This is a genomic window from Bradyrhizobium sp. 179 (assembly GCF_023073535.1).
GTDB lineage: Bacteria > Pseudomonadota > Alphaproteobacteria > Rhizobiales > Xanthobacteraceae > Bradyrhizobium.
In genome coordinates this window covers 16,779-37,441 of sequence record NZ_JADPJR010000067.1, presented here as the reverse complement: position 1 = coordinate 37,441, position 20,663 = coordinate 16,779, and the positions used below count along the sequence as shown (strand labels likewise).

The window sequence follows — 20,663 nt, the reverse complement described above, 5'->3', positions numbered from 1 at the left end:
GACCAGCTCCGACGACCCGAGCGCTCCCAGCAGAGCACGCCGATCAAAGGGGTCCCTTTTGGATGCCGATAGGGGGTCCCAGTCGAACGCCGATTGACATTGAGGTGGGAGGGGAAATGATTCCACTATTGAGCGACGCAATCCAGGCCCATGGTGGCCTGGATCGCTGGAGGGCTCGGCGCAGCCTCGCTGCATCCATTGTAACCGGCGGCGAGCTGTGGGCATTGAAGGGCATCGATCAGGATCGAAGCCCGCGCACGATGCGGATCGATCTTCATCGCGAATGGGCTTCGGTCGAGCCTTTCGGGAAGGCGGGCCAGCGCACCGACTTCACTCCTGAGCGCATCGCGATCGAGGCAGAAGATGGACGAGTTATCGCCGAACGACGACATCCCCGCGCATCGTTTGCACGACACGATATGCGGACACATTGGGACCCACTGCACCGAGCCTACTTCAATGGATACGCGCTCTGGACCTACTTGACCACGCCCTTCCTGCTTGCAACGGACGGGTTCAAGGTCCGCGAGATCGATCCGTGGCGCGAGGGAATGGAGACGTGGCGAGGATTGAGGGCCATCTTCCCTCCGGAGATCGCGAGCCACGGCACCGAGCAGGACTTCTATTTCGGGCCGGACATGTTAGTCCGCCGGCACGATTATCGAGTGGAAATCGCGGGGGGGGTTTGCAGCCGCCCAGTACATTTCTGATCCGGTCAGGGTCGATGGGATCAAGATGCCAACGAAGCGGCGTGCCTACCTGCGTGACGAAGATCTCGCGCCAGTGCTCGATACCCTCTTAGTATCGATCGACCTCTCCGACTTTCGCTTCAGCTGAACAGTTGGGTCAAAGGATGCCTCTTCCAGCAGGCGCCGAGCAGCTTTCAGGTCGTTGGTCTCAAAGCCTTCTGAAAAGCGAGCATAAGTCTCGGCAAGACCCTCCAACGGTCTCGCGACGCCTTGCTGGAGTCGAAGCCGGGCAAGAGACATCTCGGTTCGCAACTTCCAAGACAGCGCCCCCTGCTGTTCGGCCAGCGCAACCGAGGCGGCCAGGCTTGCTTCCGCTGCCCTGAGGTCCCCGCCGACGACTTCGAGCTCTCCGCGCAGGCGCAGAAGCTCGGGCGTGTCGAAGGTTTCCCCTTCCGTATCGACGCGTGCGATGGCCTGGCCGAGGATCTTCAGCCCTTCGGGCAGCTCGCCCGAGGCAGCCAATGCCTGGGATAACTCCCCCACAAACGAGGAAGCATAGAGTTCATAACGATCCGCATGCAGGCGTGGTAGCACGGTCCGCAACAGCTCGATTCCCGGCTTCAATTCCCCTCGGGCGATCAGCGTCTGCGCACGAAAGCCGTCCGCGACGGCTTGATAGGGCGTCAGTCCATGCGCACGGGCATGAGCCGCCAGGCGACTGGCCATCGACTCGACCGCGGCCCAGTCACCTACCCACCCGAACACAGACGCGGACCAGCAAAGCGCAATGCTATGCATCACGGCGTCCCGCGGCGCTGCCGCGGCAATCAGCGGGCCAACGCAGTCCACCGCTCGGTCTGGAAAGCCGCGCAGCCACAAAACGCGTGCGAGCGGAATCTGCGGCGTTCTTGAGTAAGCGAAGTGGCCGGGCTGCGCCTCGCGAAGTGCCGTCTCGCCCGACACGCCTTCGTCCAGATGGAGCTGGGCGGCGGGTTGGTTGCCGATGAGATGGTAAGACACGCCGACCAGAGCCTTGGCCCCCGCGATCCCTGCGGTGTCGCCGATCGCTCGCGCGACCCGCTCAGCCTCGAGGGCAATCGGAAGCAGATGGCGGTACTGACCTGTTCGTCGATAGAACATGTTCAGCCGCGCCAGCAGCCTGAACTTGCTGAAATTGTCGCCCAGCGCTACGGCGATATCCAGGCCGCGACGGAGCGCGGCTTCGGCCTGCTCGCCATTGCACTCGGTAAACATGAAGGCATGTCCGAGAGTCGCCTGAAGTTCGAGTTCCCACGCGCTGCCGCGGGTCTTGTCGTCGAGCATCGTCAGCGCGCGGCTAGACCAGAGCCGCCCCTCGTTTAGCAGATTGAGTTCGACGAACAATCTGGCGCAGGCGCCGGCCAGCGGCACACGCAGTTCGCCGCCGTCGTCGTTCGCGTAAGCCCAGCTCAGGGCCGCGCGAGCATCGGCAAGCAGCCCTGCGCGCTCCTGCGAACGGGCGACCTGATCGCCACCGCTCGATTCGGCCGTGGTCGTCTCAAGTGCGTGCTGAACATATTTGACATGTCGGCGGGCGATGCTCATTGCCTCACCTGCCTCGGCGAGCTTCTGCATGGCATAGGCGCGGGTGGTGTCCAGCAGGCGATAGCGGGTGGAAGCGCCTTCAAGCCGGGCCGAAACCAGTGACTTGGCGAGAAGCTGCTCAACCATTGCGACGACGCGATCCGCCTGTCCACCCTCCTCGCCCGCGACCGCCACCGCACCCTGCAGCGTGAACGGTCCGGCGAAAACGGCGAGACGCCGAAGTGTGGTCCGCTCGCTCTCGCTGATCAGACCGTAGCTCCAGTCCAGCGCCGCTCCGAGCGTCTGCTGCCGCGGAGGTGCTGTCCGCCGCCCGCGCCACTCCAACTTCAGCCGGCCGTCGAGCAGGCTTGCGATCTCCCGCAGCCCGTGCGCGCCAACCCGAACCGCGGCAAGTTCGATCGCCAGTGCGATGCCGTCGAGCTTGCCACAGATCTCGGCCAGAACATCTGCATCCTCGTCCAAAATGTCCGCACGATGCCCGGCCGCCGCCGCTCGTTCCACAAACAGGCGCGCCGCAGGATAGCTCAACACCTCACTTGCGCTCAGCCCGGCTCCTTGTGGGGGACCTTGGAGGGGAACGAGTTCAAAGATCTGCTCTCCCTGGACCAGCAATGATTCACGGCTAGTCGCCAGAAGGCTCACGCCGGGAGCCTGCTCGTAAATGCTCTCTGCAAGCCCTGCGACGGCCTCGATGACGTGCTCGCAACTGTCGAGGACGAGAAGCAGGCGATTATCGCGCAAAAAATTGATGATGCTGTCGGTTGGATCGGCATGGTGCACGACGAGGCCCAGAGCCGATGCGACTGTGCTGGCGACGAGCGCGGCATCTTTTAGAGTGGCCAAATCGAGAAAACGCACCTGGCCCTCGAACGCCCTCCACATGTCGTGTGCCACCGCGACTGCGACTGTGGTTTTTCCGATACCGCCGGCTCCCCTGAGAGTGACGAAGCGCTTATCCAGCAACAAACTCGACAGTTCCTGCAGAATCTCCTCGCGCCCCACCATCCGCTCAAGACGGTGAGGCAGTGAAACCGGCGCCACTTGGTCAGGCGTGCTGGTCGCTAATAGGGAAGCTGGTATCGGTACCGGTACGCTTCGTTGCACAGGAGCAACAAAGCAATAGCCACGGCTCGGCACGTTCGTGATAAAGCGCGCGCCCGCCTTGCCGTCACCGAGCGCCTTGCGAAGTTCGGCGATGTGCACGCGCAAGCTGATTTCCTCGACAACAAGGCCGGGCCACGCGTGAGCCAGCAGTTCGCTCTTTGGGACGACGTCGCCGGCTCGGTCGACCAAAAGCCGGAGGATATCAAGCGCTCGGCTGCCCAGCTTAACCGGCACGCCATCCTTTTCGAGCAATCGCGTTCTGTTGTGGAGAGTGAACGGCCCAAAGGCGATAGCGTCCGGCGCATGAGACGTCCCGGCGGGGTTCATGCGCGAAGCATCTGGTGTTTCATGTCCCGTCACGCGCGACCACCTGCAGCGCCTTGATCAGCGGATGTCAGGAACACGCGACGACGGCCGCTCTCGTTCGAAACAGATTGCGACAAAATCCCGGCCATCTGAACCCATACGATCGCCAAAACTGCTCTCGAAAAAAACGCCGCGTCCCCCTTGAGAGCAAGCTTAGCCAACGAAGGGGCCTCTGGATATCCCAAATCTACGCGAAATGCGGCTGCGGCACGGCCCCACGCTGATCCATGCAACGCCGCTTAACAAGACGTAACAAGCTATTGGCCGCCTCCTGATCCATAGTCATAGGGCTAAGCGCAGGATTTTCCCGCAGACGCAGGCACCGTTCGATGAAGGAGAGCCCGATGATTACGTCACGAAAGTCCCAGATCATCGATCAACAGCGGCGCTCAATTCTGAGCAACGCCGCAAAGGGGATAGCGCTTGCCGGCGTCGCGAGCCTGTCCCTCTTTCCACCAGTCACTCAGAGCAGAGCCCTGAAATCCGACCTTTCCGCGTCCATTTTCCGGAAGAAGCTGTTCTCGATCTCCGCCGGCGCATCAACGCCACGCGATGGCCCGACGGGGAGACGGTAGACGATGGATCGCAGGGCGTACAACTCGCGGCATTGCAGGCGCTCATGCGCTATTGGGGCACGGATTACGACTGGCGAAAGGCCGAGGCCAGGCTCAACGCACTTCCGCAATTCATGACGAAGATCGATGGCGTGAACATTCACTTCATCCACATCCGCTCGGGTCTTCCGAATGCCCTGCCCCTGATCATGACTCACGGCTGGCCCGGTTCGGTATTCGAGCTGCTCAAGACTGTCGGCCCGCTCACCGATCCGACGACCTATGGTGGACGCCCGGAAGACGCTTTCGACCTCATCATGCCGTCGATTCCAGGCTTTGGCCTTTCCGGAAAGCCCACGTCCACTGGCTGGAATCCCGATCGGATCGGCCGAGCCTGGACAGAGCTGATGAAGCGCCTCGGTTACACTCACTACGTCGCCCAAGGCGGCGACTGGGGATCTCCCATTTCGAGCGCCATGGCGCGTCAGGGGCCTCCTGGACTGCTCGGCATCCACATCAACTTGCCGGCGACCATTCCATCCGAGGTGGCCGCCGCGCTCGCGGGCGGAGGACCCGCCCCACACGATTTTTCCGACAAAGAACGCGCGGCCTTCAACGCACTCAGCACCTTCAACGAGAAGTACAGGGCATATGCTGCCATCATGGGCACACGGCCGCAGACCATCGGCTACGCCCTGGCGGATTCTCCCGCTGGCCTTGCTGCCTGGATGTTCGATTATAACAATGGCGAGCCGCAGCGCTTGCTCGGCAAAGACGACATGCTGGATAACGTCACGCTGTATTGGCTGACGAATACCGCAACGGCATCGGCGCGCATCTACTGGGAGACAAGCGGCCAGAGTGTTCTTCTCTCGACCGCGCAGAAGACCGCGGACATCTCGATCCCTGTCGCGATCTCGGTCTTTCCGGTGGAGGTCTATCGGGCTCCGGAGACGTGGGCCCGGCGCGCCTATCGGAATCTGATCTACTTCAATGAGGTCGAGAAAGGCGGTCACTTTGCGGCATGGGAGGAGCCTGCGCTTTTTGCGGCCGAGCTTCGCGCCGCGTTCAGGTCGCTCCGGCCTGCACTTTAATCATTCGATGCAATTCAAACGACGAAAAAGGAGATTCACGTGAGAAAAATCACAGCGTTGACAGCAGCGGTACTGACCGTCGCCAGCGTGCTGACGCACACAGCCTCAGCGCAGCAGCCGGGTATCAAGCGCACAGACCTGCAGCGGCACGATCTCAGCGTACCAGGGCGCGAGGTGAACCAGGTGCTTATCGAGTTTGGGCCGGGCATATCGTTTCCGAAGCACTCACATCCGGGCGAAGAGGTCGTTTACGTGGTCGACGGTTCGCTCGAATACGCGCTCGATGGCAGACCCCCGGTAACGCTGAGGGCCGGCGAAGCGCTCTTCATCCCGGCCGGAACGCCTCATGCAGTGAAAAACGTCGGCAGCGGCACCGCCGCCGAGCTCGCCACCTACATCGTCGAAAAGGGAAAACCGCTGCTCGTTCTGAGCCCGACAAGCCCCAAGTAAGCGGCCCAATGCATCATTATGTGAAATGAGCTACCCCGCAAGCGAGCGGTCGTTAAGCCCAACGTAGTGGTGAGAGATCCACCGCAGTGCAGATCAATTGCCGCGGGGTGCATGGTCGTCGCCGTGAGCGCGGGCGAGCGCACGTACAAGCTGATGCTTGGAAAACCCTGAAGGTCCAGGCAGTGCCCGCGCGAATGAGATACGCACGTCTCACCACCCGCAAAACTCGGACCAACAGCGCTTAGCAACACACAACAAGCACTTTTGCGCACGTTGCGCGAATGTGAGCTCGCTGGCGGAGCCCCGCTGGGGCGTTCTCGCCTAATAGAAGCTGGCCTGAAATTGAGGGGTGCGGCGGACGGGTCATCGACATTTCGCTAAGCGCCGCCTCCTAACAACGTCTCACAACTCGTAACGGGCGTTCTCTGCGAGGAGAAGCTAGTTCTTAAGCAGCCGAAAACCAGTCGGTTCTCTTGCTTGAAGGATCACGACCATGCACGGTACCATCCCCGCCAAACTCGCCGAAAAGCAACTAGTCGGATGGTTGAAGCGCGTCAGCAAGCGCGCAGCCCTCGTGGGAAGTGCCGCGCTGATCGGCACTGCCGCTGTCTGTTACAGCTGGTATTGGCTCACGGAGGGCCGGTTCATCGAAACGACAGATGACGCGTATGTCGGCGCCGAAGTGACAACGCTTGCCACGAAGGTCCCTGGCTTCGTGCAAACCGTTGCGGTCACGGACAACCAGCAGGTCAAGACTGGAGACCTTCTGATCAAGCTCGATGACCGAGACTACCGCGCTCAGCTCGATCGTGCAAATTCTAGCGTCGACGCGCAGAATGCGGCGCTTGCGAACCTCGATGCGACTGTCCGCTTGCAGCACGCGGCCATCGAACAGGCCAAGGCGGAGATCTCTGCGACGACAGCCGAGGTGGAGCGCGCCAAGTTCGACGCGGATCGCTATCGCACATTGTCTGACGGACAGAACGCCTCCCTGCAGCGGTTTCAGCAGGCGGATGCAGACTATAAGAAGGCCTTAGCGGCCGACTGGAAGGCGCATGCCGGTCTCGAAGCGACCGAGCGCAACCTGGACGTCATCGAGGCTCAGAAGCGGCAGGCGCGCGCCGCGCTTGGCCAGGCTCTCGCCGAACGCACTCTTGCGCAGATAAACGTCGGCTACACGGAAATCCGATCACCGATAGACGGAGTGATCGGCAACCGTGGCGCCCGGGTGGGCTCTTATGCCACCACCGGAGCGAGGCTGCTATCAGTCGTGCCGAACCAGGGTCTTTGGGTTGATGCCAATTTCAAGAGCCAACTGGCCCAAATTCGTGAGGGCCAGCCTGTTACCATTGCACTCGACTTGCTGTCAGGCACTCATCTAAGAGGCCGGGTCGTGAGTGTGGCACCAGCCACTGGTGCCCAGTTCAGCGTGATCCCACCAGAAAACGCAACCGGCAACTTCACCAAGATCGTCCAGCGCGTGCCGGTGCGCATCGCGATCGACCAACACGATCAGGGGGTGAAGCTGCGGCCCGGACTTTCGGTCGTTGCGCGTGTCGACGGGCGCCCGCGGCGTGATTCCGAGGTGCTGCAATGAACACCGTCGCGACATTTGCGCAGGCGGCCCCCATCTCACCAATGGCGTCCCCCTTCGATCTTCCGACCGGCCACAAAGTGCTGGCGCTCGGAATCATGTGCGTCGGCTTTTTCATCGCCTATCTTGACATTCAAATTGTCGCCGCGTCGATCAAGGAAATCGGTGGTGGGCTCTCGGCCAGCCAAGATGAGGTGGGCTGGGTGCAAACATCCTATCTAATCGCCGAGATCATCGTGATTCCCCTGTCCGGCTGGCTCAGCCGCGTAATGTCAACCCGCTGGTTGTTCACTGCCTCTGCCGCGGGCTTCACCCTGGCGAGCCTGCTCTGCGCGTATGCCTGGGACATCCAATCAATGATCGTGTTCCGGGCGCTGCAGGGCTTTCTCGGTGGCTCGATGATCCCAATGGTGTTCACCTCCGCGTTGACCTTTTTCCAGGGTAAGCAGCGGGTGGTGGCCGCGTCCCTGGTCGGCGCTTTGGCCTCGCTCGCACCGACATTCGGCCCCGTCGTCGGAGGATGGATCACCGATAACTGGTCTTGGCACGGGCTCTTTTACATCAATGTCGCGCCGGGCCTGCTCGTGACGGTGCTGGTACCGGTCCTAGTCAAGATCGATCGGCCGGATCTGACGCTGCTCAGGGGTGCGGACTATCTCGGTATCGTGCTCATGGCACTATTCCTGGGATGCTTCGAATACGTTCTCGAAGAAGGACCGCGCTGGGACTGGTTCAGTGACGAAACCATTCGATATTGCGCCTGGATTTCACTGCTGGCCGGCGCAGGATTCGTCGTCCGCAGCCTGACCCACTCTCAGCCGGTGGTTGATCTCCGAGCCTTGAAGATCCGCAATTTCGCGCTCGGCAGCTGGTTCTCGTTCGTCACCGGTCTCGGACTCTTCAGCACGGCCTATCTTACTCCGCTGTTTCTCGGTCGCATCCGCGGCTTCGATGCCTGGCAGATCGGAACGGCATTGCTATCCGCCGGTGTGTTCCAGATCTTCGCAGTTGTCTTTTACAGCACAGTGGCCAACCGGATCGACCTTCGCTGGCTGATGATGTTTGGGCTGGCCTGCTTTGCTGTGGCGATGTGGCTGCTCGCATCCGTAACCCACGATTGGGGCTGGCGTGAACTGCTCATACCGCAGGCGTTTCGTGGCTTCGCCCAACAGTTCTGCGTCGCGCCGGTCGTGACGCTCACCTTGGGAAGCTTGCCGCCGGAGCGACTGAAATCTGCAAGCGGACTGTTTAACCTGATGCGTAATCTTGGCGGCGCGATCGGCATCGCCGCCTGCGGCACGGTCCTCAATGACCGGGCCAACCTGCACTTTCAACGAATGCCGACCACCTGAGTGCCGTCAATTCGAACGTCACGGAATTGTTAAACTCTGCAATCGCTGCCTATAACCAAGCCTGGGGCGACCCAGTCCAGGCGCAAGCCGCCGCATTGAAGAACCTTTGGCTTCTGGCGTTTCGGGAAGCGCAGGTCCAGGCCTTCGCCGACGCGTACCTCGTCATCGCGGCGTGCTTCGCATTGGCTTTCGTCATGGTGCCGCTGATGCGTAAGGTCGCGCCGCCGAAGGGCCCGTCCCCAAGCGCGCATTGAGGCCTCACTGGCGAACCAGAACCGGTTGGCCTCGTCCGCCCACGCGGGAACGGACACTAACAACACTTCACAACGCATAACGAGCAATGGTCGTCTGATCGACGTAACTTTTGGTGGCGGCGAACCACAATAGGCAGAGGGCCAAACGAACATCGCCAAGCCGTCAAGATAGCGGTGTTGCTAGGCAGCTTGCATACGCAATAGGAGAGTGATCATGACAAACGGTCCGAAACAATTCGACTTACATCGCCGCCGCCTCATCGGAGCCGCGACCATGACAGCGGCTGCAGCCCAGCTTGGCGCCCTCGCCCACAGAGCAGCGGTTGCTTCCAGCGCGCCGGCAGATCCACGGGGGCACCATGGGCGCGAAGAGAAACTCCACGTCGGCTTTCTCGAAGTCGACAACGATGTCACGCTGAGAAGAATGGTGGCGCAGAACGCAGATCCGAATGGGATCGTTCTCTTCCTGCACGGGTTTCCAGAGACCCTATATGCTTGGAAGGATATCTCCCTCGCTCTCGCAGATGAGTATGAAGTCCACGCTTTCGATTGGCCAGGCTATGGCTTTTCGGCACGGCCCTCCGTGGAGAAGTTCTCTTACTCCCCCAGGGATTACGCACGCGTTCTGGACGCCTATATAGCGAAAGCTGGCATCGATAGTTCGAAGCTCGCGATCTACGCAACGGATATCGGAGCGCTGCCAGCCCTTCTGCTCGCGCTGGAAAAACCCGGTATCGCAAGATCAATCATCGTCGGCGACTTTGCTCCGTTCAACAGGCCAGCCTACATGTACGAGAGCTTGCAAAAGCTGAAGTCGCCCGCGTCCATGGACCAAACCCGAGCCATCTTTAACAAGAATCGCGACGAAATTCTCGAAAATACCTTCACGAGAGGTTTGCCCAAGGAAACGCGCTTCGACGTTTCGCGGGAATTCAAGGACGACATGTCGCGGGGATGGACCCAAGGCGCGATGACAACGGCCGACGCGTTCTCGCACTACTACTCGCACTTTACTCGCGATCAGGATCACTTCGAGTCGCAACTGGCCCGGCTCAAGGCACCGGTGAAGGTGGTCTGGGGCGAGAAAGACCTCTACATCAGTAAAGAAATGGGTGTCGAGTTGGCCGAAAAGATTCACGCTGAACTTACAGTTCTCCCCGGGATCGGGCACTACCCTCATCTCCAGAACCCGAAACAAACCATCGATGATGTTCGGGCCTCATTCCGATAGTGAGAGCTCATGATATATCGACGGACGAAATGATGAGCAGTCGCGTGGTCGCTTCGCGAGGCAATCACGATCTTGTTCAGGAAGGAATTACCATGAACACGTCCGAAGTCTTGCCGGCCGCGCTCCTGGCCGCGCCTGGCGCAGCACCCGATCGCGGTCTACTCAGCGAAGCCAAAGGTCAGCCGGTACACGCTCATCGGCCAATCTGGCGCTGTCGTCGACCACGATTTCGAGGTTGAATCCCTTGGCGCCGGCGCGGAGGTCTTCGCCTTCACGTTCGCCTGATCGGCAGGGGTACGGCTAACCGCCTCACCGCATAAAGAACGTATTGCGCCCTCAGCGGACTGGAGGGCATCAGGAATCTGCCAGGAGCGACCATGGATACTCCCACAACCATAGAAAGCATCAACCCAGGCCGCCGAACCTTCCTAAGCAGGGCAGCCGTGGCCGCCCTAGCTACTACGTTCGGCATGCCGGTTTCATCGAAGGCGCAGCGAGCCGAAACGACGCTGCCGCCTGTCGAACCGGGCAGGAATTTTTCACTTACGGCACTGAAGCACATCAATGCTGGTGTCCTGGAAGTTGCTTACGCGGAGGCCGGTCCACCCGATGGCCCACCGGTTATCCTCCTACACGGATGGCCGTACGACATTCATAGCTTCATTGACGTCGCCCCAATGCTGGCGTCGGCCGGCTATCGCGTGCTGGTCCCCTATCTGCGCGGTTACGGGTCGACGCGCTTTCTTTCGAACGACACTTTCCGCAACGGTCAACCGTCGGCGCTCGCCGTCGACCTCATCGCCTTCATGGATGCGCTAAAGATCGGGAAAGCAGTCCTCGGCGGTTTCGACTGGGGTGCGCGATCGGCCGACATCGTCGCCGCTCTTTGGCCGGAACGCGTCAAGGCGCTCGTCGCCGTTAGCGGCTACCTAATCGGTAGCCAGGAGAGCGGCAGGATGCCTCTGCCGCCGAAGGCTGAACTTGAATGGTGGTACCAATTCTACTTCGCCACCGAACGTGGACGGATCGGATACGAGAAGAACCGGAAGGATTTTAATAGGTTGATCTGGCAGCTCGCTTCCCCCAAATGGAGCTTCGACGACGCGACGTTCGCTCGCACTGCGGCAGCATTCGAGAACCCCGATCACGTCGACATCGTCGTCCATAACTACCGCTGGCGGCTTGGCCTGGCCGAAGGCGAGTCCAAATACGCGAACCTGGAAAAGCGACTTGCCGAATTCCCGGTCATAACGGTCCCCACCATCACGTTGGAAAGCGACTCCAATGGTGTGCCACACCCGGACCCGAAGACGTACGCCAAGAAATTCGTGGGCAAGTATGAGCACCGAGACATCGAGGGCGGCATCGGGCATAACCTGCCTCAGGAGGCTCCGAAGGCTTTTGCCGATGCTATCATCGATGTCTCTCGGCCATGACGAAGATGGGCCCGAACGTTACCCGAAGGCCGCGCGCTCAGCGCCGCCCAGGCGATGCGCGCGCTCGGCCGGCCCGACAAAGCGCACGAAAGTGCGCAAGCAAAGGGGATACGGCGCAACGTCGAGGTGGCGATCAAGATGACTGCGCTGGTACACACTGACCCTTGGTTTTGGGGATCGTGGAATCGAGAAGAAAATAGCACAGCGTTAATTGAAGTGGAGTTGGCTAGGTCAGGCAGCGTCACCCTGAGCTGCGAGCCACTCACGGCAACTCCCGAAGTGGTGGAGCGGCGCGACCAATTGAACGCCTCTTCATCCACGCCGAACCGATCAGCTGAGGCAGCCTTCACGTCTCGCAATCGTTTAGGCGTGGCTCGGCGGGACAAGTCCGCATCGCGCAAGATGCAAATGGATGATCGCGACGCAGGAGGATTCGCCCCGAAAGCATGGTCGGTCGGGTTATCGACAGCGATTTGCCCATTCTCTCAATGGCAGTCAAATAGGTTGCAGTCGCCTGGCCGTTATCACGATAGCGAGACTGGCTTGGCAACCCGTCCAGGAAAACACCGTTTGGAAAACCGTTTTAGTTCGGCTCGCTCAAACGGTTTTCTTGCTAACCTCTTGATCTATATGGTGGGCGCACCAGGGCTCGAATCTGAGACCCGCTGATTAAGAGATAGCGACGGGTTGGGCACAATCAATGACTTACTGGTCGCACCACTGGACTTATCCGGCCGAAGATGGGCATTCGTCGCACAAATCCGCATTGTCAACGCGCAGCTGAACTAGGGCCCACCCTCCTATACGATTCAATCTACCGGACCTCAGGTGGGGTGCGCCCTACGTTTTCTTTCTCGGTCGACCAGTTCCGAGCAGCACGAGGAAGAAGGAAGCCGCCGTCATCAGCGTCGATATCGCCGCAATTGTGGGATCAATCTCGTCTCGAAGCGACGTGAACATGCGCTTGGTCAGCGGCTGGTATTGCCCGCCGGAGATGAACAGCGCGACGATGGTCTCATCCATCGCCGAGATGAAGGCGAAGATGCCGCCGGCGACCACGCTGGACTTGATCTGCGGCAGCGTCACCGCGAAGAAGCTGCGCAGGCGATTCATGCCGAGGCTGCGCGCCACCATCTCCTGCGCGGGATCGAAGCTCTGCAGACCCGCCAGCACCGAGATCACGACATAGGGCAGGCCCAGCATCACGTTGGCCAGCACAAGACCGGGCATGGTCGCGACCAGGCCGATCCTGGCATAGACGAAGAAGATGCCGACCGCGGTGATGATGATCGGCACCACCAGCGGCAGCAGCAGCGTCATGTGGATCAGCCGCATGGTCCGCAGCTTCGACTGGCTGATGGCATAGGCGGCGGCCACGCCGAGCGGGGTCGCCATCACGACGGTCAGCAGCGCGACCGTCAGCGTCACCCGCGTCGCCTGCATCCAGGCCGGATTTGAGAAATATTGCTGGTACCAGCGCAGTGAGAAGGACGGCGGCGGGAAGGTCAGAAAGCGCGCGCTGGAGAACGAGATCGGCGCAATGATCAGCACCGGCAGCATCAGATAGACCAGCACCAGCGCGCTGACCACGTAGAGGACGATCCGGGCGGGCGAGGCGCGCATCATTTCTGCCCCAGCACGCGATCGAGCGAGATGAAGCGGCTGACGACGAAGAAGATCGCGAGCACGCATAGGAGCAGCACCACGGCGACCGCGCTCGCGGCGCCGAACTGGTTGTAGAGCTCGACATTGCGGCTCACCAGCATCGACACCATCACGGTGCGCCCGCCACCGAGCAGCTCCGGCGTGATGTAGAAGCCGAGGCAGAGCACGAACACCATGGTGCAGCCCGCGAGCACGCCGGGCAGCGACAACGGCAGGAAGACCCGCATGAAGGTCAGCGACGGGCTCGCGCCCAGGCTGGCGCCGGCCTGCATGAGATCGTTCGGAATCTTCTGCATGGTGGCATAGAGCGGCAGGACCATGAATGGCAGCAGGATGTGCACGGTGGCAACCACCGTGCCGAACGTGTTGTGGACCAGCGCGAGCGGCTCGCTGATGACGTCGAGATAGCGCAGGAACTGGTTGATCACGCCGGTGCGCTGCAAAAGCGCCAGCCAGGCATAGGCGCGCACCAGCACGCTGGTCCAGAACGGCAGCACGACCAGCGACAGGATCAGGATGCTCCACCCTTTCGGCACCGAGTTGGCGAGGTAGGCCACCGGATAGCCGAGCAGCAACGCGATCACCGTGACTGCGAGGCTGATCTCGAAGGTCAGCGCAAAGCTGCGCCAGTAGACGTCTTCGGTGAAGATGCGGCGATAGTTTTCCAGCGTGAAGCCGTCATGGTAGATCGACTGCCAGGCGAGCCAGCCGACCGGCAGCACGATCAGCGCCAGGATCACCAGCAGCGCCGGCGACACCAATGCCAGCATCAGGCCGTGCTCTCGGCGCTGATGCTTCTGGGAGGGATCTAGCACGGATGCCGCCAACGCTGCCTCGCTTTACTTCTGCATGAACGATGCCCAGCGCTTCTCGGCGGCCTCTCCGGCCGGCGAGGACCACCAGGCGTAGGACATCAGCGCTTGCTTCGCCGCATTGGCCGGCTCGCTCGGCAATTGCGCCGCGCGCTCGGGCTTGACCACGCCCGTCTCGAAGGCCTTGGGGTTGCCCGGGCCATAATCGATGTGCAGCGGCAGATTGGCCTGGTGCACGGGATCTACGGCCTCGTTGAGGAATTTCATCGCGGTCTCGAGATTCGGCGCGCCCTTGAGGATGCAGAGCGAAGTGCTCTGCAGGATGCCCTGGTTGTAGGTAAAGGCGACCTTGGCGCCCTCCTTGGCGACGGCGCTGACGCGGCCGTTCCAGGCCATCTCCATGTCGACCTCGCCGTCATTAAGCAGCTGCGCCGACTGCGCGCCCGAGGTCCACCACACCGTGATATGCGGCTTGATCTCCTCCAGCTTCTTGAAGGCGCGGTCGACGTCGAGCGGATAGAGCTTGTCGGGCGCGACGCCGTCGGCCATCAGCGCGGCCTCGAGCGTCGCGAACGGGTGGTTGCGCAGCGCGCGGCGGCCGGGGAATTTCTTGACGTCCCAGAAATCGGCCCAGCTGTTCGGCGCGTCCTTCGGGAAGGTCTTCTGGCTGTAGGACAGCACGCTGGAATAGAACTCGTAAGACACCGAATAGGGACTGCGATAGGCCTCCGGCATCGCCGCGCCCTTGGGAATCTTCGAAAAGTCGAGCTTCTCGATCAGCCCCTGCTCGCCGCCGCGCAGGCAGTTGCCGGTCGGGGTGTCGACGACATCCCAGATCGGCTTGCCGCTGCCGACCTGCGTTTTGATCGCGGGCCAGGCATCCGGAATGGAGTCCTGGTTGATGGTGATGCCGAGCTTCTTGGCGGAGGGATCGAGGATCGCCACCGTCTGCGCCTGCTGATAGGCCCCGCCCTGCGAGACGAAGGTGATCTGCTCGGCGGCATCGGCCGCACTGGTCAGTCCGATTGCGCCCAGCAGCACGCAGCCCAACCCAATAGTCCGCTTCATGGTCATCCTCGCCTCCTCCAAATAGATCTTACTGACCGATCGCATCGAGAAACTGGTACCAGCCCGCGACCATGCGCACGGCGGGCTCACGCAGCGGATAGAACGGTATAGCCTTCATGCGCCGCGCATCGAGCAGGCCGACGTTGGGCGTCTCACCACGCACGAAGGCGGCGAGATAGCGGCCCATCAGGCTCGACATCGCAACGCCGGCACCGTTGTAGCCGATCGAGAACAGCGTGCAGTCGTCGAGCCGGCCGATATGCGGCACCGAATCCAGCGTCATCGCGACGAGCCCCGACCATTTGTGTGCGAGCGGGACATCGGCGAGATCAGGGAAGATGCCGACCATCGCCTTGCGCAAGGCGTCGAATGCGGCTTGCGAATCCTGCTTGCCGAAGGCGCCGCGGCCGCCGAAGATGACGCGGTTGTCGACCATGCGGAACCAGCGCATCATGCGCTTGGTCTCGGTATAGGTGCGCCCCGTCGGCATCAGTTTTCCCGCGAGATTGCGCGGCAGCTGCTCGGTCGCGATGATGGCGCTGCGGAAGGGGATCAGCGTGCGCTGTATCTGCACGGTGGCATCGGTCAGATCCGAATAGCTGTTGGTGGCGATGATCGCCTGCTTCGCCCGCACCGCGCCTTGCGGCGTTTCGGCGACGATGCCGTCCTTCTCGCGCCGGAGCTTGACGACGGGCGACTCCTGAAAAATCGGAACGCCGCGGCTCGCCACGCCATTTGCGAGGCCGCGCAAATAGTTCAGCGGATGGACCCCGCCCGAGCCGGGATTGAGCACGCCGCCGACAAAGATGTCCGAGCCGGTCTCCTCGCGCACGGCGTTCTTGTCGAGAATGCGAACCGCGGCCGAGCCCATCTCGCGCGTCATCCAGTTGGCCTCGTCGATCGCGGCCCGGAGCGTCGTCTCGTTATGGGCGGCCTTGACCTGGCCGGTGCGCACAAGGTTCGCGCTGGTGATGCCAAACTCGGAGACCAGCTCCTCGACCATGTCGGTCGATTCATGCGCGATCTCGTACATGCGCCGTGCCATGTCGCGGCCGTGCACGGCATCGATCTCGCGGAAGGACAGGCGGAATTTCGCCGTGATCACCCCGCCATTGCGCCCGCTCGCGCCCCAGCCGGGGCGGTTCGCCTCGAGCACGACGGGGCTGAGCCCGCTTTTGGCGATGTGGTGCGCGGCGGAGAGGCCGGTGTAGCCGGCGCCGATGACCACCACATCCGCTTGGCTCTCGCCCGACAGCACGGGAAACGCGCGCGCCGGCCCCGCCGTGGCTTCCCACAGCGAATTGACCGATGGCAGCGTGCTGGAGTCCCGTGTCATGCCGCAGCTCTCCGTTACGCCGCCGGCCCGATCGCGGCGTCGGCAAGCGCCTTCAAGGTGGGATAATGGAAGTCCGGCTTGGTCAGCCTCTCCACCGCCGGCGTGCCGCCGAAGCCGGCAATGCCCTGGCGGCGCTCGATCCAGCACACCTTGTAGCCGAGCTTCCGCGCGATCCCGATGTCGTGATACTGGCTCTGCGCGACGTGCAGGATGTCGGATTGCTTGTAGCCGAACGCCGACTGGCGGCCCCTGTTGTAGGCGAAGAATTCCGGGTTCGGTTTTGCAACGCCCGTGTCGTCGGCACAGACGGTGTCGTCGAAGGGATTGTCCAGCGCGTGCGCGTAGCAGGACAGCGCGACGCGGTCTGCGTTGGTCATGGCGACCAGGCGGAATTTAGTGCGCAGGCGCCTGAGCGCTTCGACCGAATCCGGGAACGGTCCCCAGCGCAGCACCGAGAGCTGGAACATGTCGCAGGACGCATCGTCCGCTGGCAGCCCGAGTTCGGTGGCGAGATGGCGATAGACGTGGAACATCACGTCGCTCGAGCGCTCGTAATGCTTGTCGCGGCCACGCTTGTAGGGCTCGAATATCTGCTCGTCGCTCAGCTCGGCCGCCTTCTTGCCTCCGATCTTGCGCACGGCTTCGAGCACGCCGGTTTCGAAGTCGATCAAGGTGCCGACGACGTCGAAGGTGAGAACCTTGAAATTGCTGAACGCGGCTTGGGTCGACATATCAGTTTCTTCTCTCGGGTTGGATGAGGCTTGAGTTCAGTCCCCCACCCTGGGCACGATGATGGTGTCCTCGGGGTGAAGCGTGACGGTGAGGCTGCCGCCGGGCGGTGGGATGCGGTGATAGGCCTGGTGGTAGCTCGGCTGGCGCAGGCTGAGCGCGATGCCATCGGCGAGCGCGAGGAAAATGCGCAGGCTCTCGCCCTGGTAGACGATGTCGGTGACAGTCCCGGTCAGCCGGTTACAGGCCTCATCCTGCGCACCGTCGTCGATCAGCAGCTTCTCGCTGTGCACGGCCAGCATCAAGGCATCGCCATCGGGGATGGCGCGCGCACTGCGCAGCAAGGCATTGCCGAGCGCGACGCTGGAAGCATCGACGCGGCGGACCGGCAGCATCGTCGCTTCGCCGATGAAGCTGGCGACGAAGGAATCGGCGGGATGATCGTGCAGGCGCTCAGGCTTGTCGATCTGGACCAGCCTGCCATCCTTCATCACCGCGACGCGGTCGCTCATGGTCAGCGCCTCGCGCTGGTCATGGGTGACGTAGATGATGGTGGCGCCGATTCGCCGGTGCAGCGCGCGCAACTCGATCTGCATGGATTCGCGCAGCTGCTTGTCGAGCGCGGAGAGCGGCTCATCCATCAGGATCAGGCGCGGCTCGAAGATCATGGCGCGTGCCAGCGCCACACGCTGCCGCTGGCCGCCGGAAAGCTGCGCAATGCCGCGCTCTTCATATCCGGCAAGGCCGACCATGCTGAGCGTCGCGCGCACCTTGTCCGGCCAGGAGGACTTCGGCAGGCGCCGCGCACGCAGCGGAAAGGCGACGTTCTCGCCGACGCTCATATGCGGAAACAGCGCGTAGTTCTGGAAGACGACGCCGATATCGCGCTTGTGCGGCGGCATATAGGTGACGTCGCGGCCACCGAAGAGAATGGTGCCTGAGGTCGGCAGGATGAAGCCGCCCAGAATGCCGAGCAGCGTGGTCTTGCCGGAGCCGGATGGGCCGAGCAGCGAGACGAATTCACCGGCGCCGACAGTGAGCGAAACGTCGTCGAGGGCGCGAACGGCGCCATAGGCCTTGCTGGCGGACCTGATCTCGACGCTTTCGGCTCGCTTGTCCAATGATCGACCTCGCGTGTCCCTAGCTGGCGTGCCTCGCTGCGCGCCATAAGCCTGCATTATATACAGGGAATTTGTGCAGCCACCGCCGAAGCGTGCGCTGCAGCAAATCGCCGTTCAGAGCCCCTGTATTTGGGCTGTCCTGTCGATGACACCAGACTTGCGAAAACTCGGCAATTGCCAAATTCTCACCGTGCCCATAACATGACGTTATGCCCGAGCTGCGCCGCATGCTGCCTTCCAGTAACGCCTTGTTCGTCTTCGACGCGGCGGCGCGCAATGGCAGCTTCACGGCTGCGGCCGCCGAGCTGAACGTCACGCAGCCGGCGGTGAGCCGCATGCTCGGCCAGTTCGAGGAGCATCTCGGCGTCCGCCTGTTCGATCGCACAGCGGGGCGCGCGGTGCTCACCGAGGAAGGCGAGCTCTTGTATCGCCGCGTGCTCGAAGGCTTCCGCAGCATCGAGAGCGGGCTCGTCGAGATCGAGCGGCGCCGCAAGGGCACCGAGACGGTGACGCTGTCGGTCTCCTCCGCCTTCACCACACACTGGCTGATGCCACGCATCGACAAGCTGCAGAAACAGTTTCCGCAAGTCGATCTGCGCTTTCAGCTGATCTCCGGCGCGCTGCGCGGGCCGGTCGAGAATGTCGATCTCGGCATGCGCTTCCGCGATCGCGACGAGCCGTCCTCCGGCGGTACGCTGGTCATGAAAGAAGTGATGCTGCCGATGTGCAGTCCCGGCTATCTCGGCGAGACCGATCCTACCGAGGGCAACACCATCATTCGTCTCGCCGAGACACCGGGCGATTGGGCCGCGGATTACCCATCGCTTCTGACCGGGCGCCGCGGCGTAGCCAAGGGACTGAGTTTCACGGATTATGCCGTAGTGGTGCAGGCCGCCCTGCTAGGTCAGGGCATCGCTCTCGGCTGGCTGACGGTGACCTCGTATTGGCTTCTGACCGGCGCACTGGTGCCGGCCTCCGGCACACTGGTCACCACACGCCGTCTCTGCGAGTTTCTGCCGCCCCGCCACCGGCCCATGCGGCCCATCGCCGCCGAAATCCGAGATTGGATCGTCGCACAGATGCGAAAAGAAGTGGCCACGATCGACCGGCAATATCCGCAACTTGGATTGATGTCCGCTTGCTACGGCTTGAGCGTTACACGCTAGAATTGATAGCTCATTGAGCTGTCCATCTACGGTTATATCGGCGATGGAAATCTGCACAACGTGCTCGTTCCTACCGGCCTCGAGCGGCTGGAGTTCACCAAGCGGGTGGAAGGAAGGCATCCTGTCGCTGCAACTCTACGACACGGCCGCGGCGCTCGGCGGCACGTTCAGCGCGGAGCACGGCGTCGGTCGATTCAAGAAGCACCTTCTGGAGCGGTACGGCGATCTCGGACGCATCGCGGCGATGCGCCGGATCAAGACCGCCTTTGATCCGGCGGACATCATGAACGCCGGCACGATCGTTCGCCCATTGGGAGAGAAGTCTGCCTGTTGAACCATCGGCCGGCGAGCTGGCGATGCTTTCGTCCAGGTCCAAACGGTGGGTCTTCGGCCGAGGCACCTCGATCAGCCAAATCATCTTGTCCATAAAGAAAGAGCCACTCCGAAAGAGTGACTCAAGTTGGGCAGGAAACGCCGCTTTGGGACTGCTAAATCGCGATCAGGCCGCGACCTGTTCGATCGGTGAGGATGGCAGACCGAGGCTCTCGGCCACGGGCCTTGAAGTTAGCTGTCCGCGATGGACATTAAGTCCTGCAACGAGATGGCGATCTTCGAGCACAACTCCGAATCCTTTGTTCGTCAGGGTGCGCGTCAGGCCTGACTTCCGGCTCGATCTTCAGATGGCGGCGATGTCCAGCTTCGAGCCGTCGACCAGACGCGACAGCCGGAATGGTGTGGGATCGACGCAAGGCGTGTCGTGACGACAAGCTGCGCGGCCAGATAGCCGAGCCCCGGGCCCAAACCGAAGCCGTGACCCGAGCAGCCCGCCGCGAGGACGAGGCCTTCCACCCCGTCCACCTGCGACCTTCCAAATTTGCAGGCCCAGTGACAGTCGAACTCAGGATTGACGATCATGATGCTGAATTCCGAGCGGCCGCCATCAGTATTTGCGTGCTAGGGCGGCATGGAGTGGACATGCGAGATGTGCCGGTCGATCGCCTGGCATCGCCCATCATCACGGCGTTGCTTCACGACGGAGAGCACAATGGTCGCGCTGG

At 61.9% G+C, this 20,663-nt stretch carries 18 protein-coding genes and 1 pseudogene; 11 read left to right on the top strand and 8 right to left on the bottom strand.

Translation table 11 applies throughout. The annotated features are described in order from the left end of the window. Positions 1 to 116: 116 nt before the first annotated feature. Positions 117 to 710 carry a hypothetical protein gene (locus IVB12_RS16635; protein ID WP_247300662.1) on the top strand — a complete coding sequence of 198 codons (594 nt, stop codon included), beginning with the start codon at positions 117 to 119 and terminating at the stop codon, positions 708 to 710. Positions 711 to 755: 45 nt separating this feature from the next. Here IVB12_RS16635 and IVB12_RS16630 read toward each other — a convergent pair whose 3' ends face one another. Then, positions 756 to 3,737 (bottom strand): winged helix-turn-helix domain-containing protein, encoded by a 2,982-nt coding sequence (locus tag IVB12_RS16630; protein WP_346658502.1) that lies wholly within the window; start codon positions 3,735 to 3,737, stop codon positions 756 to 758. Positions 3,738 to 4,224: 487 nt separating this feature from the next. Here IVB12_RS16630 and IVB12_RS16625 point away from each other — a divergent pair, with 487 nt between their 5' ends. From IVB12_RS16625 to IVB12_RS16590, 8 genes are all read left to right on the top strand, one after another. Further along, positions 4,225 to 5,391 carry an epoxide hydrolase family protein gene (locus IVB12_RS16625; RefSeq protein ID WP_346657722.1) on the top strand — a complete coding sequence of 389 codons (1,167 nt, stop codon included), beginning with the start codon at positions 4,225 to 4,227 and terminating at the stop codon, positions 5,389 to 5,391. A 39-nt stretch (positions 5,392 to 5,430) separates the two neighbouring features. Continuing rightward, complete coding sequence (locus IVB12_RS16620; RefSeq protein ID WP_247300660.1) at positions 5,431 to 5,841, top strand: cupin domain-containing protein; 411 nt, start codon at positions 5,431 to 5,433, stop codon at positions 5,839 to 5,841. A gap of 493 nt (positions 5,842 to 6,334) precedes the next feature. After that, on the top strand, positions 6,335 to 7,438 hold the full coding sequence (locus IVB12_RS16615; protein WP_247300658.1) for an HlyD family secretion protein: 1,104 nt from the start codon (positions 6,335 to 6,337) through the stop codon (positions 7,436 to 7,438). After that, entirely contained in the window at positions 7,435 to 8,787 is a 1,353-nt protein-coding gene (locus IVB12_RS16610) for a DHA2 family efflux MFS transporter permease subunit (RefSeq protein WP_247300657.1), read from the top strand. The genes IVB12_RS16615 and IVB12_RS16610 overlap by 4 nt, the downstream gene beginning before the upstream one ends. 26 nt (positions 8,788 to 8,813) lie before the next feature. Continuing rightward, positions 8,814 to 9,041: a hypothetical protein gene (locus IVB12_RS16605; RefSeq protein WP_247300654.1), complete on the top strand. Its 228-nt coding sequence runs from the start codon at positions 8,814 to 8,816 to the stop codon at positions 9,039 to 9,041. A gap of 214 nt (positions 9,042 to 9,255) precedes the next feature. Continuing rightward, entirely contained in the window at positions 9,256 to 10,272 is a 1,017-nt protein-coding gene (locus tag IVB12_RS16600) for an alpha/beta hydrolase (protein ID WP_247300652.1), read from the top strand. Positions 10,273 to 10,649: 377 nt separating this feature from the next. Continuing rightward, positions 10,650 to 11,708: an alpha/beta hydrolase gene (locus IVB12_RS16595; RefSeq protein WP_247300650.1), complete on the top strand. Its 1,059-nt coding sequence runs from the start codon at positions 10,650 to 10,652 to the stop codon at positions 11,706 to 11,708. Between the two features lie 54 nt (positions 11,709 to 11,762). Beyond that, positions 11,763 to 12,377: a hypothetical protein gene (locus IVB12_RS16590; protein ID WP_247300648.1), complete on the top strand. Its 615-nt coding sequence runs from the start codon at positions 11,763 to 11,765 to the stop codon at positions 12,375 to 12,377. Between the two features lie 171 nt (positions 12,378 to 12,548). Here the strand turns inward: IVB12_RS16590 and IVB12_RS16585 are convergent, their stop codons facing one another. The 6 genes from IVB12_RS16585 to IVB12_RS16560 form a co-directional block, all read right to left on the bottom strand. Continuing rightward, positions 12,549 to 13,334 carry an ABC transporter permease gene (locus IVB12_RS16585; protein ID WP_247300646.1) on the bottom strand — a complete coding sequence of 262 codons (786 nt, stop codon included), beginning with the start codon at positions 13,332 to 13,334 and terminating at the stop codon, positions 12,549 to 12,551. Further along, positions 13,331 to 14,143: an ABC transporter permease gene (locus IVB12_RS16580; protein WP_247300665.1), complete on the bottom strand. Its 813-nt coding sequence runs from the start codon at positions 14,141 to 14,143 to the stop codon at positions 13,331 to 13,333. The genes IVB12_RS16585 and IVB12_RS16580 overlap by 4 nt, the downstream gene beginning before the upstream one ends. A 69-nt stretch (positions 14,144 to 14,212) precedes the next feature. Continuing rightward, a complete protein-coding gene (locus IVB12_RS16575) occupies positions 14,213 to 15,259 on the bottom strand; it encodes an ABC transporter substrate-binding protein (RefSeq protein WP_247300644.1) in 1,047 nt (348 codons plus the stop codon). A 22-nt stretch (positions 15,260 to 15,281) separates the two neighbouring features. After that, on the bottom strand, positions 15,282 to 16,589 hold the full coding sequence (locus IVB12_RS16570; RefSeq protein WP_247300642.1) for an FAD-binding oxidoreductase: 1,308 nt from the start codon (positions 16,587 to 16,589) through the stop codon (positions 15,282 to 15,284). Positions 16,590 to 16,603: 14 nt separating this feature from the next. Next, on the bottom strand, positions 16,604 to 17,320 hold the full coding sequence (locus IVB12_RS16565; protein WP_247300640.1) for an HAD family hydrolase: 717 nt from the start codon (positions 17,318 to 17,320) through the stop codon (positions 16,604 to 16,606). Positions 17,321 to 17,356: 36 nt separating this feature from the next. Then, a complete protein-coding gene (locus IVB12_RS16560) occupies positions 17,357 to 18,439 on the bottom strand; it encodes an ABC transporter ATP-binding protein (RefSeq protein WP_247300639.1) in 1,083 nt (360 codons plus the stop codon). A 209-nt stretch (positions 18,440 to 18,648) separates the two neighbouring features. Between IVB12_RS16560 and IVB12_RS16555 the strand changes: the two genes are divergently transcribed. Further along, positions 18,649 to 19,605: a LysR family transcriptional regulator gene (locus IVB12_RS16555; RefSeq protein WP_247300636.1), complete on the top strand. Its 957-nt coding sequence runs from the start codon at positions 18,649 to 18,651 to the stop codon at positions 19,603 to 19,605. A 43-nt stretch (positions 19,606 to 19,648) separates the two neighbouring features. Beyond that, the gene (locus IVB12_RS16550) at positions 19,649 to 19,939 is read left to right on the top strand and encodes an FAD-linked oxidase C-terminal domain-containing protein (protein ID WP_247300635.1); all 291 of its coding nucleotides are present in this window, start codon (positions 19,649 to 19,651) and stop codon (positions 19,937 to 19,939) included. 342 nt (positions 19,940 to 20,281) lie between these two features. On the opposite strand, the pseudogene IVB12_RS16545 reads toward IVB12_RS16550, so the two are convergent. Further along, positions 20,282 to 20,460 (bottom strand): annotated as a pseudogene (locus IVB12_RS16545) (D-amino-acid oxidase); the annotation flags it as partial. Positions 20,461 to 20,663 lie beyond the last annotated feature (203 nt).